The organism is Gordonia sp. (in: high G+C Gram-positive bacteria), assembly GCF_012515855.1.
In the GTDB taxonomy this organism is placed as follows: Bacteria; Actinomycetota; Actinomycetes; order Mycobacteriales; family Mycobacteriaceae; genus Gordonia.
This window is the reverse complement of record NZ_JAAYXO010000069.1, coordinates 16,518-33,027: the sequence shown is the minus strand read 5'-3', so window position 1 is coordinate 33,027 and position 16,510 is coordinate 16,518. Positions and strand designations below refer to the sequence as shown.

Sequence of the window (16,510 nt, the reverse complement as noted above, 5' to 3'; positions counted from 1 at the left end):
CTCAGCACTCAGCCGATCTGGGAGAACACCCAAGCTGCGGCGGCGTCGACGGTCTCCACGCCCTCGGGCGAGGGCGGGCGGCGGACGACGACCACCGGAATGCCGTGCGCCGCGGCGGCTTCCATCTTGGGCCAGGTGTAGGCGCCGCCGGAGTCCTTCGTGACCAGCACGTCGGCGGCGTGATCGCGGATCACCGCGAGTTCGCCGTCGAGATCGTAGGGGCCGCGATCCAGCAGCAGCGTCCAGCATTCGGGCAGCGCCGCCTCCGGCGGGTCGACCACCCGCGCCAAGACGTCAGTCTCCGCCAGGGCTGGGATGAACCTGGCCAGTTCCTGTCGACCGATCGTCAGGAACGGCCGGGAGCCGAGACTCGCCGCCGTCGACGCCGCCTCCTCGTGGGTGTCGACCCAGTACCATGACGGCTGGCTCCGCGACTCCCACCCCGGACGCGCCAGCCGGAGCAGCGGCGTGCCCTCCGCGGCACACGCCGCGGCAGCATTCCGGCTGATTCCCGCCGCGAACGGATGGGTCGCGTCGACGACGGCGTCGTACTCGGCGAGTGCCCGCCGCAGCCCGTCGACGCCCCCGAAGCCACCGATCCGCACCTCGCCCACCGGCAGCCGCGGACGCTGGACGCGGCCGGCCAACGACGTGGTCACGGCCAGTCCCGCCGACACCAGCTCGGCGGCGAGTGCCCGGGCCTCGGCGGTGCCGCCGAGGATCAGCACGGTCATGTCGGTCCCGCGATCGCCAGCAGGGCGTCGACGTCCAGATGATCCTCGACGAGGTCGCCGAGCACGTCGAGTCGACGCTCGCGCGCGGCCGCGAACGACGCCGCCGACGACACTCCCAGCGCGTCGGTCAGATACCCGGAACGGATCGCGTCGTCCTCGAGCGAGCCATGAATCATGGTGCCGACGACACGCGACCGCCGCGCGGCGACCCATCCATCGCGCCCCGCGCCGTCCCCCGACACGGTCCCGTGGTGGATCTCGTACCCGGTGGTCCCGCTGCGTCGGACGGTCTTCTCCGCGCCGAAGACGGTGTCGACGTCGAGCAGGCCGAGTCCCTCGGCCGCCGCTCCGACCTCGCCTTCGACGCCTTCGGGATCGACGATCGTGCGCCCCAGCATCTGGCATCCGCCGCAGATGCCGAGCACCGGTCGGCCGGAACGAACGTGCTCGACGATCGCCCGATCGAAGCCGCGCTCGCGCAGCCACGCCAGGTCTGCCAGGGTCGCTCGGGTCCCCGGCAGCACCACCAGGTCGGCCTCGGCGATCCGTGCGGCGTCGGCGACGAACCGCACGTCGAGGTCCGGTTCCAGACCGAGAGCATCGACATCGGTCAGGTTGCTGATCCGCGGCAGGCGCACCACGGCGACGGTTCTCGCGCCGTCCGTCGTCGAGCGGCGACCGTCCAGGTCCAGGGAGTCCTCAGAATCGAGCCACAGGTCGGGGTGCCACGGCAGCACCCCGAACGTGGGTCGACCGGTCCGCCGCTCCAGCTCGTCGAGGCCGGGCTGCAGCAGGGTCACGTCGCCGCGGAACTTGTTGGCGACGAACCCGCGGATGAGCCGCCGGTCGTCGCTGTCAAGGAGCGCGAGGGTGCCGTAGCTGGCGGCGAACCAGCCGCCGCGGTCGATGTCGCCGACCACGATCGTCGGGATGTCGCCGTGCCGCGCGAGGCCCATGTTCACGTAGTCGCCCGCACGCAGGTTGATCTCGGCGGGACTGCCCGCACCCTCGGCGATCACCAGGTCGTACCGACCGCGGAGGTCGTCGAACGCGGCGAAGGCTGTCTGCGCCAGGTGCCGACGACCGTCGACGAAGTCGCGCGACGACACCGCCCCGTCGGGTCGGCCCATCCGGATCACGTGGCTGCGGCGGTCGCCGCCGGGTTTCAGCAGGACCGGGTTCATCGCGACTTCGGGTTCGGCGCGCGCGGCCAGCGCCTGGACCCACTGCGCGCGTCCGATCTCGCCGAACTCGCCGTCTCCAGGCGAGCCCAACGGCACGACCATCGAGTTGTTCGACATGTTCTGCGCCTTGTACGGCGCCACCCGGATCCCTCGCCGGACCAGTGCGCGGCACAGCCCAGTGGTGACCACCGACTTGCCCGCGTCGGACGTGGTGCCCGCGATCAGCAGCGCCGACATCTCAGGCACCTCGTCCCGGACGCTCGCGTCGCAGCAGGTAGACGTCCATCATCCAGCCCGCGGTCTCCCGCAGCCTTGTCCGCGCGGCGTCGATCTCGGTGCGCACCTCGCCGACCCGACCCGCGACCAGCCGCTCGTTGGCGGTCCCCAGGTTGCCGCCCCACCAGATCTGCCAGTCGTCGAGCTCGGGCGGCGCCACGTCGCGGTTCAGCATCACAACCAGGTTGTCGTGCCCGACGGCGACGGCCTCGCCGAGCGCCCGCCCGGTGGTGACGTGCAGCGGTCGGCCCACCTCGTGGAGCACCAGGCGGTGCCGAGCGGCCAACACCTGCAGCGACGAGATCCCCGGAATCACATCGACCTCCACCGGCAGCAGTTCGGCGATCTGGTCGACGATCCGAATGGTGGAGTCGTAGAACGCGGGGTCGCCCCACACCAGGAAACCCACGTCGCCCGCGCGGGAGGTCAGCGCGTCGACGTACTTCGCCACCCGAGCCCGGTGCCAGTCAGCCACCGCATCCCGGTACTGCTCGTCGGTCCCGGTGAATGCCGCACGTCGCTCCCGCGGCGCGTCGACGACACGCACGATCGTCGGCGACCCCTCGAGATAGCGCGCCAGCAGCCGCTCCCGGGCGGCGAACAGCGGATCGGGTCCCGCACCGGTCACCCCGGTCTTGTCGACGACGAGAAAGTAGTCGACCGACCGTATGGCCGCGACCGCCTCGACGGTCACCTGCTCCGGGTCGCCGGGGCCGACGCCGATGATCCGGAGGCGACGTGGCTCAGGCATCCGCGCCATCCTCCAGATCGCCCTCCACGTCGAGATACACCTGCTGCATCCGTGCCAGGGTGTCGGCGTCCGGCGCCTCCCACAGGCCGCGCGACGCCGCCTCGTGCAGACGCTCGACGATCCCGCGGAGCGCCCACGGGTTCGACTTCTTGAGGAACGCCTGGTTGGTCTCGTCGAGGACGTACTCGCGGGCCAGCGACTCGTACATCCAGTCGTGCACCACGCCCGCGGTGGCGTCGAACCCGAAGAGATAGTCGACGGTGGCCGCGAGCTCGAACGCGCCCTTGTAGCCGTGGCGCTGCATCGCGGTGATCCACCGCGGGTTCACCACGCGGGCGCGGAAGACGCGGTTGGTCTCCTCCTGCAGGGTGCGGGTGCGGACGGCGTCCGGCGAGGTGGAGTCGCCGACGTACGCTTTCGGGTCGCCGCCGGTCAGCGCGCGGACCGTGGCGATCATGCCACCGTGGTACTGGAAGTAATCGTCGCTGTCGGCGATGTCGTGCTCGCGGGTGTCGATGTTCTTGGCCGCCACCCGGATGCGTCGATAGTTGGCGCGCATGTCGTCCGCCGCCGGGACGCCGTCCAGGTCGCGGCCGTAGGCGAAGCCGCCCCACGCGGTGTAGACCTCGGCGAGGTCGTGATCGTCGCGCCACGAACCGGCTTCGACAGCCTGCAGGATGCCCGCGCCGTACGATCCCGGCTTGGAACCGAAGATGCGGGTGGTGGCGCGCCGCCGGTCGCCGTGCTCGGCGACGTCGGCCAGCGCGTGCTTGCGAACGAAGTTCACCTCGGCGGGCTCGTCGAGGTCGGCGACCATCCGGACGGCGTCGTCGAGCATCGCGACCACGTGCGGGAAGGCGTCGCGGAAGAACCCGGAGATGCGGACGGTGACATCGATGCGCGGGCGGCCCAGTTCGGCCATCGGCACCACCGTCAGTTCGCGGACGCGACGCGACGCCTCGTCCCATTCCGGTCGGACGCCCAGCAGCGCCAGAACCTCGGCGATGTCGTCGCCCGCCGTGCGCATGGCCGAGGTGCCCCACACCGACAGGCCCACCGAGTCGGGATACTCGCCCTCCTCCTCGAGGTAGCGCGCCAGCAGCGAGTCGGCCATCGCCTGCCCGGTCTCCCACGCCAGCCGCGACGGCACCGCCCGCGGGTCGACGGTGTAGAAGTTGCGGCCGGTCGGCAGCACGTTGACCAGTCCGCGCAGCGGCGAGCCGGACGGGCCGGAGCGGACGAACCCGCCCGACAGCGCCCCCATCAGCGCGTCGAGTTCGTCGACGGTGCTGTTCAGTCGCGGCACCACCTGGGTCGCGGCGAACTCCAGGACCGCCTGCACCTGCGGATCGTGGTGCAGGCGCGCGGCGTCGGCCGCCTCCCATCCGGCCTTATCCATCGCCTCGATCAGCTCGCGCGCCTGCGCTTCGAGGTGATCGAGTTGCGGCAGCGGCAGATCCGCGACGTCTCCGCCGGCCAGCGCGGTCCGCAGTCCGGGGACGGCGCCGTGCTGCCCGGCCCACATCTGCGAGGCACGGAGAATCGCCAGGACCAGGTTCACGCGCGCTTGCCCCTCGGGTGCCTGTCCGAGCACGTGCAGTCCGTCGCGGATCTGCGCATCCTTGATCTCGCAGAGCCAGCCGTCGACGTGCAGCAGGAAGTCGTCGAACGCCTCGTCGTCGGGCCGCTCGTCGAGCCCGAGGTCGCGGTGCATCTCGGCGGCGTGCATCAACTGCCAGATCTCGCCGCGGATGGCCGCGAGCTTGCCGGGATCCATCGCGCTGATGCGGTCGTACTCCTCCAGCAGGCCCTCCAGCCGAGCGATGTCGCCGTACGATTCGGCTCGCGCCATCGGCGGCACCAGATGGTCGACGATGGTGGCGTGCGCGCGACGCTTGGCCTGCGCGCCCTCACCGGGATCGTTCACCAGGAACGGGTAGATCAACGGCAGGTCGGCGATCGCCGCGTCGGTGGCGCACGCCGACGACAACGCCGCGTTCTTGCCCGGCAGCCATTCCATCGACCCGTGTTTACCAAGGTGGACGACGGCGTGCGCGGCGAATCCGTGCGCCACCCAGCGGTAGGCGGCCAGATAGTGATGGCTCGGCGCGAGGTCGGGGTCGTGGTAGATCGCCACCGGGTTCTCGCCGAAGCCGCGGGGCGGCTGGATCATCACGACGACGTTCCCTGCGCGCAGGGTGGCGAGGACGATCTCACCGGCGTCGTTGACGAAGAGGGTGCCGGGCGACGGTCCCCACGCCTGGACCATGCTCGCGCGGAGCTCGTCGGAGACGTCGGCGGTCCAGCGGTCGTACTGCGCCTTGGTGACCCGCACGTGCGCATCGCTGAGCTGGGCGTTGGTGAGCCACTCCTCGTCCTGGCCGCCCGCGGCGATGAGCGCGTGGATCAGGGCGTCGCCGGCCTCGGTGTCGTCGCCGGTGGCGTCCGCGCGGTCGAGGATCTCGACAACCTGATTGCGGTCACCGAGGTGATAGCCCTGCGCGCGCATCTCACGGAGCACGCGCACCGCGCTGACCGGGGTGTCGAGGCCCACGGCGTTGCCGATCCGCGCGTGCTTGGTGGGGTACGCGCTCAGCATCACGGCGATTCGCTTGTCGGCGTTCGGGGTGCGACGCAACCGCGCGTGGTTCACCGCGATCCCGGCGACGCGCGCCGCGCGCTCGGGGTCGGCGACGTACTGCGGGAGCCCGTCCCGGTCGATCTCCTTGAACGAGAACGGGACGGTGATGATCCGCCCGTCGAACTCCGGGATCGCCACCTGGCTGGCGTAGTCGATCGGGCTGACGCCGTCGTCGGACGCCTCCCACTCGGCGCGACTGCTGGTGAGGCACAGTCCCTGCAGCACCGGGATGTTCAGCGCGGCCATCCGCTCGACGTCCCACGCCTCGTCGTCCTGCCCTGCGCTCGCCGTCGCGGGCGTGCTGCCGCCGGCCGCGAGGACCGTGACGACCAGCGCGTCGAGGGTGCCGAGGGCGTCGTACAACTCGTCCGATGCGGTACGCAGCGACCCGGCGAAGATCGGCGCCGCCGCGGCCCCCGCGGCCTCGATCGCGTCGCACAGGCCGTGGACGAAGTCGGTGTTGCCGCTGGCGTGGTGGGCGCGGTAGTAGACGACGCCGACGCGCGCGCGGTCGCCTACGGGGCTGTTCGGCCGGTCCAGGAAGCCCCACGCCGGGATCGGCCGCGGCGGCTCGAAGCCCTCGCCGGTCAGCAGCACCGTGTCGCAGAGGAAGGCGTGCAGCTGGCGGAGGTTGGCCGGTCCGCCTTCGGCGAGGTAGCGGTGGGCGTCGGCAGCGACGCCGGTCGCGACGGTGGACGCCGACATCAGCTCGGCGTTGGGGGTCTGCTCGCCGCCGAGGACGACGACGGGTGTCCCCGCGGCGCGGACGGCGTTGAGCTCATCGGCGTACTCGTGCACGGAGCCGAGGAGCCGCAGCACGGTGAGTTCGGCGTCGGCCGCGGCGGCGCCGAGTTCTTCCGGGGTCAACCGGGAGGGGTTGGCCCACCGGTAGTCGGCGCCGCTGGCGCGCGCCGAGATCAGGTCGGTGTCCGACGTCGACAAAAGCGCAAGGCGCATGGTGAGTTCTCCAAAACCCTCGTGGAACCATTACGCCGTGGCCGGTCTCCTGGCTTCCGCGTCGACGAAGGGCGGTCGACCTTCCCAGACACGAATGCCCAGTGGTCCGTGCACGCCCGAGAGCACGCACGCGAGGACCGCCTTCTCAGCGGTTACAGTGGCGAGGGCCGCGCCGGCATCGAACCGGCTTCCCGAACACCACGGCAGAGTCAAACTAGCAGAATCACCGCAAGCGGCAGGTCACCGCTGCGGAGTCGGGCCCTGGGGCGGCGGGCCCTGCGGAGCCGGACCCTGCGGCCCCGGGGGCGGGAACCCCTGATGAGGCGGCGGCGGTCCGGCGGGGCGCTGACCGCCCGGTCCGCTGGGACCACGCTGTCCCGGAGCTGCCATCGGGCCCGGACGCTGCTGCGGTCCGGGTGGCATGGGCGGGCGGGGCATGGTGGGCTGACTAGCTGGCGGTCGTGCCTGCTGGGGCGCATTGCCGGGGGCGGGCTGCGGCGGAAGGTTGTGGACCCGAGTCCCGGCCTGCATCGCGCTCACGTTCAGCATCTCGGTCGACGCGTCGTCGGCGGGCGAGCTCGCCGTGTCCGGGATGGGCTTGATCTCGGTCGGTTCGCCACGGTCCTGGTGATCCGACCGCAGTGGCTTCACCAGTCCGGCCGCGCGCGTGGCCTTCTGGCGCGCCTCATCGATGTTCGACGCGGTCGCGACCGCCACACCGACGCGACGGCGGGCGTAACTCTCGGGCTTGCCGAACAGGCGCAGGTCGACGTCCGGGTCGGCGAGTGCCTCGGCGACTCCCCCGAAAGCGATGCCCTTGTCCTCGTGCTGGCCGTAGATCACCGCGGAGGCAGCCGGCCCCCGCGTCGCGGTCGTGACCGGCAGCCCCAGCACCGCACGTGCATGCAGCTCGAACTCCGACAGCCGCTGCGACACCAGGGTCACCAGACCGGTGTCGTGCGGGCGAGGGCTCACCTCGGAGAAGTAGACCTCGTCGCCCTTCACGAACAGTTCGACGCCGAAGACGCCGCGACCGCCGAGCTTTCCGTCGCCCATCGCGTTCACCACGCGCGCCGCGATCGACCGCGAGATGTCGTAAGCGGCCGGACTCATCGGCTGCGGCTGCCAGCTCTCGACATAGTCGCCGTCCACCTGTCGGTGGCCGATCGGATCGCAGAAGTAGGTGGCCAGCGCGCCGGTGTTCGGATCGACGGCGCGCACCGTCAGCAGGGTGATCTCGTAGTCGAAGTCGACGAAACCTTCGACGATCACCCGGTCGTTGTTGACGCGAGCACCGGTGCGCGCGAGCTCCCACGCGCCGTCGACATCCTCCGGGCCGCGGACCACCGACTGCCCCTTGCCCGACGACGACATCACCGGCTTCACCACGCACGGGTACCCGATGCTCCCGACCGCGGCGCGCATCTCCTCGAGCGACCCGGCGAACAGATAGGGCGAGGTCGGCACCCCGAGCTGCTCGTCGGCCAGCCGCCGGATGCGTTCGCGGTCGAGCGTGGCCGAGACCGCCTTGGCGCTCGGGATCACCTCGGCGATGCCTTCGGCTTCCACCGTCTCCAGTGCGTCGGTCGCGATGGCCTCGATCTCCGGGAGCACGTAATCCGGCTGGTGCTTGTCGATGACGGCGCGCACCTGCTGCGCGTCGGTCATGTCTATCACCTCGGCGTGGTGCGCCACCTGGTGCGCGGGGGCGTCGGCGTAGCGGTCGACGGCCACCACCTCGACACCGAGCCGCTGCAGCGCGATCGTCACCTCCTTGCCGAGTTCGCCTGACCCGAGGAGCAACACCTTCACTGCGGTCGGACTCAGCGGAGTCCCGATCACCTTTGCAACCATGCGGACGATTCTACGGGGATCACCTGTGTACCCCCGGACAACGCTCGCTCGGCCGAATGACGCCGTGAGGCACTGCTCCGTAGATCGTTACCCGCCGGCGGTCACGATGTACGGAGCAAGTGCACTGGGCCGCCCAGCGCTAACGCGGCGTGAAGATCGTCGTGCTCTCGCTGCGTCCACGCAGCACGACGGCACTGCGCTCCTGCCAGCGCGACGACTCCTCCAGCTCCGCGGCCGCCACGGCCCGCTCCGACGCGAAGGGCAGACGCGGCTCCTGCTTCGCCACCTCCGACAGCCGGGCACTCTCATTGACCGGGTCGCCGATGACGGTGTACTCGAATCGCTGGATGGCGCCGACGTTTCCGGCGACGACGTTGCCGTACCCGACCCCGATTCCCGCCTCCAACTCCGGGACCTCGGTCACCAGTCGATCAGCGATCTCGCGCGACGCGGCCAGGGCGGCCCCGGCCGGATCGTCGAGTTCCAGCGGCGCACCGAAGATGGCGAGCACGGCGTCGCCTTCGAACTTGTTGACCAGGCCGTCGTGGCCCTCGACTGCCTCGACGATCACCTGGAAGAAGCGATTGAGGACATCGACCACCTCGGTCGGTGTCCGCTGCGTCGCGAGCGTGGTGGAGCCGATCACGTCGACGAAGATCACCGCGACGGTCCGCTCGGCGCCGCCGAGCTCGGGGTCGTGGCGCAGCGCGGCGGCGGCGACGTCGCGGCCGACGTGACGTCCGAAGATGTCGCGCATCCGCTCCTGCTCACGCAGTCCGGCGACCATCGAGTTGAAGCCGAGTTGCAGTTCGCCGAGTTCGGACGCGTCGTACACCACGAGATCGACGTCGCGACTGACGTCACCGCCGCGCACCTTGCCCATCCCCGCCTGAACGTTGCGGATGGGCCCGGCGATGTCCCATGCGAACAGGAACATCGCCAGCAGTCCGACGCCGAAGGCCACCGCCACCAGCACCGTCACCGAAATGAACAGCCCGGTGATCGAGACCCGCTCGCCGATCCACGCGAACAGGACGAGCGCGAGGATGCCACTCAACGGCACACCGGTCCCGACCAGCCACGCATTCAGCGCCCGCGAGCGCACAGAACTGCCGCGCACGCGGTAGCCGGCCTGCATGATCTTCGCGTACACCGGGCGCAGCAGCACGTCGAGGAAGAGATTGACGATCGCGATCACGACCATGCCGCTCATCAGAACGATGAGCACCACCTTCGGAATCAACGTCACGTCCACCACGCCGTACCAGATGCCGAGCATCACCGCGGCGCCCGCCCACAGCAGACCCTGCAGGGCGGTGAGACGTCTCCGCGCCCACACCGTGCGCTTCACGTCCTGCCGCGTCGGGACCTGATCGCGCATCGCCCACTTCAGCGACCGCACCGTCATCACGGTGCCGATGATCACGCCGAAGACCAGCGCACCGGTGATGTACAGCGGAATGGCCAGAAAATTGACCCACACCAGGTCTCTCCGGAGAAACGACGGCTCCGGGATCCCCACCAGCGCGAGGGTGATCACGATGCCGATCCCGATCACCTGTGCGATCACGATCGTCGACGTCAGCAGCAGCTGAATCCGGATCCGCTGCCTGCGGACGTCCTCGTCGACGGGCCCCAACAGCATTGAGCCGTAGTCACGGCTCAAACCACGACTACGGCTCATTGCGTCCGGGTCTCCTTGCCAGAGGCGTCAGATCAGACGATCTCGTGTCGAACGATCGTCTGGTCGCGGCCGGGGCCGACGCCGATGCACGACATCCGCGCACCCGACAGTTCCTCGAGACGGTGGATGTAGTTCTGTGCGTTCTTCGGCAGTTCGTCGAATTCACGGCAGCCGGAGATGTCCTCCGACCAACCGGGCATGGTCTCGTAGATCGGCTTCGCGTGGTGGATGCCGGTCTGCGTCATCGGCCATTCCTCGACCCGCTCGCCGTCGACCTCGTAGGCCACGCAGATCGGGACCTCTTCCAGGCTCGACAGCACGTCGAGCTTGGTCAGGAAGTAGTCGGTGATGCCGTTGACGCGGGTCGCGTAGCGCGCGATCACGGCGTCGAACCAACCGCAGCGACGGGCACGACCGGTGGTCACGCCCACCTCGCCGCCGGTGTTGGCGAGGTACTCGCCCCACTCGTCGAAGAGCTCGGTGGGGAACGGGCCCTCACCGACCCGCGTGGTGTACGCCTTGAGGATGCCGAGCACGGTGGTGATCTTGGTGGGACCGATGCCCGCACCCACCGAAGCGCCGCCCGCCGTCGGGTTCGACGACGTCACGTACGGGTACGTGCCGTGGTCGACGTCCAGCAGGGTGCCCTGCGAGCCTTCCAGCAGGACCGTCTCGCCGCGCTCGAGCGCCTGGTTCAGCAGCAGCTGGGTGTCGGCGATGCGGTGCTTGAAGCCCTCGGCCAACTCGAGAGTCTCGTCGACCACCTGCTGCGGGTCGAGACCCTTGCGGTTGTAGATCTTGGTGAGGATCTGGTTCTTGACCTCGAGCGCCGCCTCCACCTTGTGGGTGAGGATCTTCTCGTCGAGCACGTCGGCGACGCGAACGCCCACGCGGGCGATCTTGTCCTGGTAGCACGGGCCGATGCCGCGACCGGTGGTGCCGATCTTGCTGTTGCCGAGGAATCGCTCGGTGACCTTGTCGATCGCCACGTGGTACGGCATCAGCAGATGCGCGTCGGCGGAGATCATCAGCGACGTGGTGTCGACGCCGCGATCCTCCAGCCCCTTGAGTTCGGTGAGCAGAACGCTCGGGTCGACGACGACGCCGTTGCCGATGACGTTGTTGACGCCGGGCGTCAAGATTCCGGAGGGAATCAGGTGCAGTGCGAACTGCTCGCCGTTCGGCAGGACGACCGTGTGTCCCGCATTGTTTCCGCCTTGGTAGCGAACCACCCACTGAAGCTTCCCGCCCAGTAGATCCGTCGCCTTGCCCTTGCCTTCGTCGCCCCACTGGGCGCCGATGAGCACAATCGCAGCCATATCAGGTGCTCCTCCTAACGTGCCTACCCTACTGGGTCACGGTCAGAATGTTGGCCCCCGCCTTGTATATCCTCGACAGCGTGTCCTCTCTGCTGATCACCGTCGGCCCCGACGACGACCGTCCGACCGCCCTCGCCCGTCGTGTCGCGGGCCTGCTGTCCGACGCGTCGGTGACGCGGTTGATCGTCGCTCCGGGGGCCGATGGCCCCATGACGCCCGACGCCTTCTTCGCACGCGTGGTCGCCGCCGTGATGAAGCTCGAGCGGCTCGATCTGGAGATCGCCTACGCGGCGCCGCACGCCACCGCCGCCACCAAGAACTTCGGGCTGCCGCACGGCGACGCGGCCACGCGTCTCGCCGAAACCGGTACGGCACAGACGATCCCGCTGATCCGCGACGACGCCGCGACCGTGCTCGTCGGACGCGCCCGGCATCTCGGCTCAGGTGGCGAGAAGCTGCACGGCGAATGCATCGCCGACTCCCAGGTCATCTTCGACGGCCACGCGCGCGGCGTCGAGATCGAACCGCTGACCGTGGAGCCCGGCGTCCGCGGCAGGCTCATTCGCCGCCTTCCCGGCGGCTGGAAGGTCGGACGCGCAGTCCAGACCGGCGGCACCAACATCACCGTCGAGCGCGAGGGCGAGCTGACCGACCGTGTGGTGAAACGCTCTACCTTCTACCGCCATCACATCGACTGGAACCTGGTGATCCCGTGACCACCCCGACCACCGCAGCACTCAAGTCGGTCCGTCCCGGCCCGGTGTTCCTCGGCCTGTGCGCAGCCTTCGCCGCGGGCGGATACCTGCTCTTCACCACCGGATCGGACCGCAGCGGGCTCGCCATCGTCGGCGCACTGCTGTTCGTGCTCAGCGGCTGGATCATCTCACTGGCCCTGCACGAGTTCGCGCACGCCTTCACCGCGTTCCGCTACGGCGACCGCTCGGTGGAGGTCCGCGGCTACCTGACCCTGGATCCGCGGAAGTACACGCACGCCGCCCTGTCGATCGCGCTGCCGCTGCTGATCGTCGCGATGGGCGGCATCGGCTTCCCCGGCGGCGCGGTCTACCTGAACACCGACGGATTCACCCCGGCTCAGCGCACCAAGGTCTCGCTCGCCGGGCCCGCCACCAACCTGGTCCTGGGCCTCGGCCTGCTGGTAGCGCTCTGGCTCACGGACCCGACCCGAAGCAATCTCAACCTCTGGGCCGCGACCGCCGCACTGGCCTTCCTGCAGCTGACCGCGACGCTGCTGAACATCATCCCGATACCGGGATTCGACGGCTACGGCGCCATCGAGCCCTACCTGTCGTTCCAGACACGACTGACCGCAGCCAAGATCGCGCCGTTCGGCTTCCTGGCGGTGTTCGTTCTGCTGTTCATTCCGGCCCTCAACCGGGCCTTCTTCTCGGTGGTCTACGCCGTGTTCGAATTGTTCGGCGTCGACCCGGGGTTCGTCAGCTACGGCATCGGTCTGTTCGCGTTCTGGCTGTAGTCTGAGCGCCGTCAGGCCGGCCGCGCGAAGTAGTCGTCGAGCGTCACCATCTGCAACCTGCGGCGTTGGATGATCTCGGCGAGCTCACCGAAGACACGGGTCACCGGTGCATGGTTGGCATGCCCGATGACGATCCGCTGGGCGCGCAGGTACTGCCGAGCCACCTGCAACAGGTACTTCTCGGTGATCTCGCCGGAGTCCGAGAGCGATCCGTACCAGAGAACCGGGACGGTGTAGCCCGCGTCGGCCGCCACCGCGTCGACTGCCGCGTTGTGGTTGCCGAACGGTGGTCGGAAGTACGGGGCCGCCTCGACCCCGAACTGGTTCCGGAGAAACTTCCCTGTCCGACCGAGCTCGTCCGCGACCGACTTCGCCGACAGCGTCGTCAGGTCGGGATGACTCCATGAGTGGTTGCTGAGCTGGATCTGGCCCGATTCCACCAGCGGCAGCAGTGCCTTGCGGTTGTCGCGCCAGCTGTCGTACTGGCCGGTGACGAAGAAGGTGAAGCGCGCTCCGGTCTCACGCGCAAAGTCCGCGTAGGCGCCGACCACCTCGGAACTCGCGCCGTCATCCACCGTGAGGGACAGGAACCGCCCCCGCCCCGGCAGGCGGTCGATCTGACCGGTCGGCGTCGGACGCTTGGTCGCGGGCAACGCCGACTGCAGGGGCAGGTTCGCCGTCGAGGGCGCCGCAGTCGCAGTCGGACCGTTGGTCGGCGCGGACGACGTGTTCGCCACCGCCTCCTCCGCCGACGATTTGCCACATGCCGTCAGCACCTCGACTGTGCCGAGTGCGAGCAATGTCATGAATGCGCGTCTGTCCACACAGGAAGGATAGGACGAATACGACCCCCGGACGGATTCCCCACGCCGCAACGAAGGAAGCGGGACACACTCTTGCAATACATGCGTAGTTACGCATATATTGAGGTTATGAGCACCACCAGCGATCACGGGCACAGCCACGGGCCCACCGCCGCCGACCTGGCGGCCGACGCATCACACCGTCGCATCTGGCCGATGGTCGTCTCCCTCGGCATCATCGGCGTCTTCTTCGTCGTCGAACTCGTCACCGGACTCCTGTTCGGCTCCCTCGCCCTGGTCGCCGACGCCGGCCACATGGCCACCGACCTGATCGCCTTGTCCATGGGCTTGGCCGCCCTGCTCCTGGCCCGTCACGGCAGCCTGTCCGACGGCCGCAGCTTCGGCTGGTATCGCGCCGAGGTCTTCACCGCGGTCGTGAACGCGATCCTGTTGCTCGGCATCGGCGCGTACGTGCTGTACGAGGCCTTCGAACGCCTCGGCAGCAACCCCGAGGTCCCCGGATTGCCGATGGTCGTGGTCGCCACGCTCGGCCTGGCCGCCAACGTGGTCGTGATGTACCTGCTGCGCGCCGACGCCGGAAATTCGCTGGCCGTGCGCGGGGCCTACCTCGAAGTCCTCGCCGACGCCGTCGGCAGCGTCGGCGTGCTGATCGCAGGCATCATCGCGATGACGACCAACTGGGGCTACGCCGACCTGATCGTCGCCGTCCTGATCGCCCTGTGGGTGGTCCCCCGCGCCGTCCGCCTCGCACTCGATGCGTTGCGGATCCTGAACCAGCAGGCCCCGGACACGATCGACGTCGCCGCCCTGCGCGCCGAGTTGGCAGCCCTCCCGGAGGTGCAGGACGTGCACGACCTCCACATCTGGTCGGTGACCAGCGGGATGGATGTCGCGACGGTCCACCTGCGCAGCGCGGGCGATCACTGCGCGGCCCTGACCGCCGCCCAGCAGGTGTTCGCCGAGCACGGGCTGTCGCACGCCACGATTCAGGTGGAGAACCCCGACGCCGACGGACAGTGCGAGCATCTCACCTGGTAGCCGAGGAGGCCCGCGCCGCGCCGAATCACTTGACGACGTGCAACTGCGCCACCGCGGACAGCCGTTTGAGGCCGGCCACCATCAACAGATCCACCAGCAGCGACCGCAGCTCCACCAGCAGCGCGGCCTCGGAAAGGTCTTCGACGTCGTCGGCCAGTGACGTCCGGGCCTTGCGGACCACCGACCGGAGCGCTCGCGCCGCATCGGCCTGATCGGGCGCCTCACCAGGCTCGGCGAGCATCATCTGCCGCAGCACCTCGAAGACGTCCCCGATGTCGTCGATCAGATCGACCATCGGCGGTTCCACGGCGACGCCCCGCTGAGTCAACGCCAGGGCCCGCCGGGTGACGACGCGGAAGTTCCGGACCGCGTTGTCGATGGGGTCGGCGGTCGCCGCGATTGTCCGCAGCCGCTCCCGAGACCCCCAATAGAGAGGCGAGAGGGTGCCCACCTCGCGCCCGGCGAGGACGTCGGCGTGCAGCGTGTCGATCGCCGACTGGGTGTCCCGTGCCTTCGTCAACACCCGATAGACGGCGTCCTCGTCCATCGCGCGCAATCCGTCGGCGAGCTGGTGGCTGAGGTCCCGGAAGGTGTCGAGGATGCCCGCCGCATCGCGTCGGGCCCGCCGGGCCGGATTGACCGGAACCAGCGCGCCCACCAACAGCCCGATCACTCCGCCGACGATCGCGTCCAACGCCCGCTCGTAGCCTTCGGCAGCGCCGGGCGGCAGCAGCGTCGCCACCAGCACGGCCGACGACGCCGCCTGCGTCGGCAGCATGGGCCCCTTGTCGGCGAAGACCGCCACCGCCATCGCGGCAGCCACCACCACGCTGATCTGCCACGCCCCGGAACCGATCCATGTGATCACCACGTCGCCGACGAGGATGCCGATCGACACCCCGAAGATCAGTTCCACGGATCGGCGCCAGCGTCGCGCCAACGACAGTCCCAGCGAGATCACCGCGGCGATCGGCGCGAAGAACGGCCGTTCGTGGTGCAGCAGATCGAACGCGACGAACCAGGCCAGTCCCGCCGCGATGGCGCACTGCGCGATCGGCACCAACGACAGCCAGAGGCGACGCACGCGCTTGCGCAGCATCGGATGCAGCCCCGCCACCGCCTTCGAGGCGATCTCCCGGCCGGTCGGGCGAGCCGGCGGCGAGCCCTCGGGCAGGTTCGCCGGTTCGGTCACAGACATCTCACGACTGACATCGCAGGGGCGTGATCGCTGAGGTCACGGGACAGCCGACCGGCGAGGTCAGTCCAGACCGAGTTCGGTGATCGCTCGCGGATCGCTGTCGTTCAGCAGATCGAGGCAGCGCAGGTACTCGTCTTCTTCGCCGACGGCCTGAGCAGCGCGAGCGAGGGCTCCGACACAGCGCAGGAAGCCGCGATTCTCCTCGTGGCTCCACGGCACCGGGCCGAAGCCCTTCCAGCCGTTGCGCCGCAGCTGATCGAGGCCGCGGTGATAGCCGGTGCGGGCGTAGGCGTACGCCGCGATCACCCGAGCGATGTCGGGCTCGGCTCCGTCGAGGGCTCCGTCGAGTGAGGCCTCGGCGAGATAGGCCCAGGCGATCGACGCTGACGGGTGGGCGGCGGCCACGTTGGCCGGGTCGATCCCGTTCAGCAGGTCCGACTCAGCCTCATCGTCGCCGGGAAGCAGGGTGGGCGGGGGTCCGAGCAGATCTCCAAATGACGTCACCACACCATTCAATCATCCGAGTCGGATGCTCCGAATAAGCTCGAATCAACCAGG

13 protein-coding genes and 1 riboswitch are annotated in these 16,510 nt (G+C 69.4%); of the genes, 3 read left to right on the top strand and 10 right to left on the bottom strand.

What is annotated here, in order from left to right:
• Positions 1-8: 8 nt before the first annotated feature.
• The 7 genes from GX543_RS04785 to GX543_RS04755 all read right to left on the bottom strand — a co-directional run bounded on the left by GX543_RS04785 (position 9) and on the right by GX543_RS04755 (position 11,400).
• Positions 9-734, bottom strand: a complete 726-nt coding sequence (locus GX543_RS04785) for a cobalt-precorrin-6A reductase (RefSeq protein WP_290850179.1) — start codon at positions 732-734, stop codon at positions 9-11.
• A complete protein-coding gene (locus tag GX543_RS04780; RefSeq protein WP_290850177.1) occupies positions 731-2,155 on the bottom strand; it encodes a cobyric acid synthase in 1,425 nt (474 codons plus the stop codon). The genes GX543_RS04785 and GX543_RS04780 overlap by 4 nt, the downstream gene beginning before the upstream one ends.
• 1 nt (position 2,156) lies before the next feature.
• Complete coding sequence (cobF, locus tag GX543_RS04775; RefSeq protein WP_290850176.1) at positions 2,157-2,945, bottom strand: precorrin-6A synthase (deacetylating); 789 nt, start codon at positions 2,943-2,945, stop codon at positions 2,157-2,159.
• Entirely contained in the window at positions 2,938-6,543 is a 3,606-nt protein-coding gene (cobN, locus tag GX543_RS04770; RefSeq protein ID WP_290850174.1) for a cobaltochelatase subunit CobN, read from the bottom strand. The genes cobF and cobN overlap by 8 nt, the downstream gene beginning before the upstream one ends.
• Before the next feature lie 21 nt (positions 6,544-6,564).
• A riboswitch (cobalamin riboswitch) is annotated at positions 6,565-6,761 on the bottom strand.
• A 22-nt stretch (positions 6,762-6,783) separates the two neighbouring features.
• A complete protein-coding gene (gene purT, locus GX543_RS04765) occupies positions 6,784-8,397 on the bottom strand; it encodes a formate-dependent phosphoribosylglycinamide formyltransferase (protein WP_290850172.1) in 1,614 nt (537 codons plus the stop codon).
• Between the two features lie 139 nt (positions 8,398-8,536).
• A complete protein-coding gene (locus GX543_RS04760) occupies positions 8,537-10,081 on the bottom strand; it encodes an adenylate/guanylate cyclase domain-containing protein (protein WP_290850170.1) in 1,545 nt (514 codons plus the stop codon).
• A 32-nt stretch (positions 10,082-10,113) separates the two neighbouring features.
• Positions 10,114-11,400: an adenylosuccinate synthase gene (locus GX543_RS04755; protein ID WP_290850168.1), complete on the bottom strand. Its 1,287-nt coding sequence runs from the start codon at positions 11,398-11,400 to the stop codon at positions 10,114-10,116.
• 89 nt (positions 11,401-11,489) lie between these two features.
• On the opposite strand from GX543_RS04755, the gene GX543_RS04750 reads away from it, so the two are divergent.
• Both GX543_RS04750 and GX543_RS04745 read left to right on the top strand, forming a co-directional pair.
• Entirely contained in the window at positions 11,490-12,116 is a 627-nt protein-coding gene (locus GX543_RS04750) for a hypothetical protein (protein ID WP_290850198.1), read from the top strand.
• A complete protein-coding gene (locus GX543_RS04745) occupies positions 12,113-12,892 on the top strand; it encodes a site-2 protease family protein (RefSeq protein ID WP_290850166.1) in 780 nt (259 codons plus the stop codon). Before GX543_RS04750 ends, GX543_RS04745 begins: the two co-directional genes overlap by 4 nt.
• 11 nt (positions 12,893-12,903) lie before the next feature.
• Here the strand turns inward: GX543_RS04745 and GX543_RS04740 are convergent, their stop codons facing one another.
• Positions 12,904-13,716, bottom strand: a complete 813-nt coding sequence (locus tag GX543_RS04740; protein ID WP_290850164.1) for a polysaccharide deacetylase family protein — start codon at positions 13,714-13,716, stop codon at positions 12,904-12,906.
• Positions 13,717-13,824: 108 nt separating this feature from the next.
• Between GX543_RS04740 and GX543_RS04735 the strand changes: the two genes are divergently transcribed.
• Positions 13,825-14,754: a cation diffusion facilitator family transporter gene (locus GX543_RS04735; protein WP_290850162.1), complete on the top strand. Its 930-nt coding sequence runs from the start codon at positions 13,825-13,827 to the stop codon at positions 14,752-14,754.
• Between the two features lie 25 nt (positions 14,755-14,779).
• Here the strand turns inward: GX543_RS04735 and GX543_RS04730 are convergent, their stop codons facing one another.
• On the bottom strand, positions 14,780-15,853 hold the full coding sequence (locus GX543_RS04730; RefSeq protein WP_290850196.1) for an FUSC family protein: 1,074 nt from the start codon (positions 15,851-15,853) through the stop codon (positions 14,780-14,782).
• A 159-nt stretch (positions 15,854-16,012) separates the two neighbouring features.
• A complete protein-coding gene (locus GX543_RS04725) occupies positions 16,013-16,456 on the bottom strand; it encodes a DUF3151 domain-containing protein (RefSeq protein WP_290850160.1) in 444 nt (147 codons plus the stop codon).
• Positions 16,457-16,510: the final 54 nt, after the last annotated feature.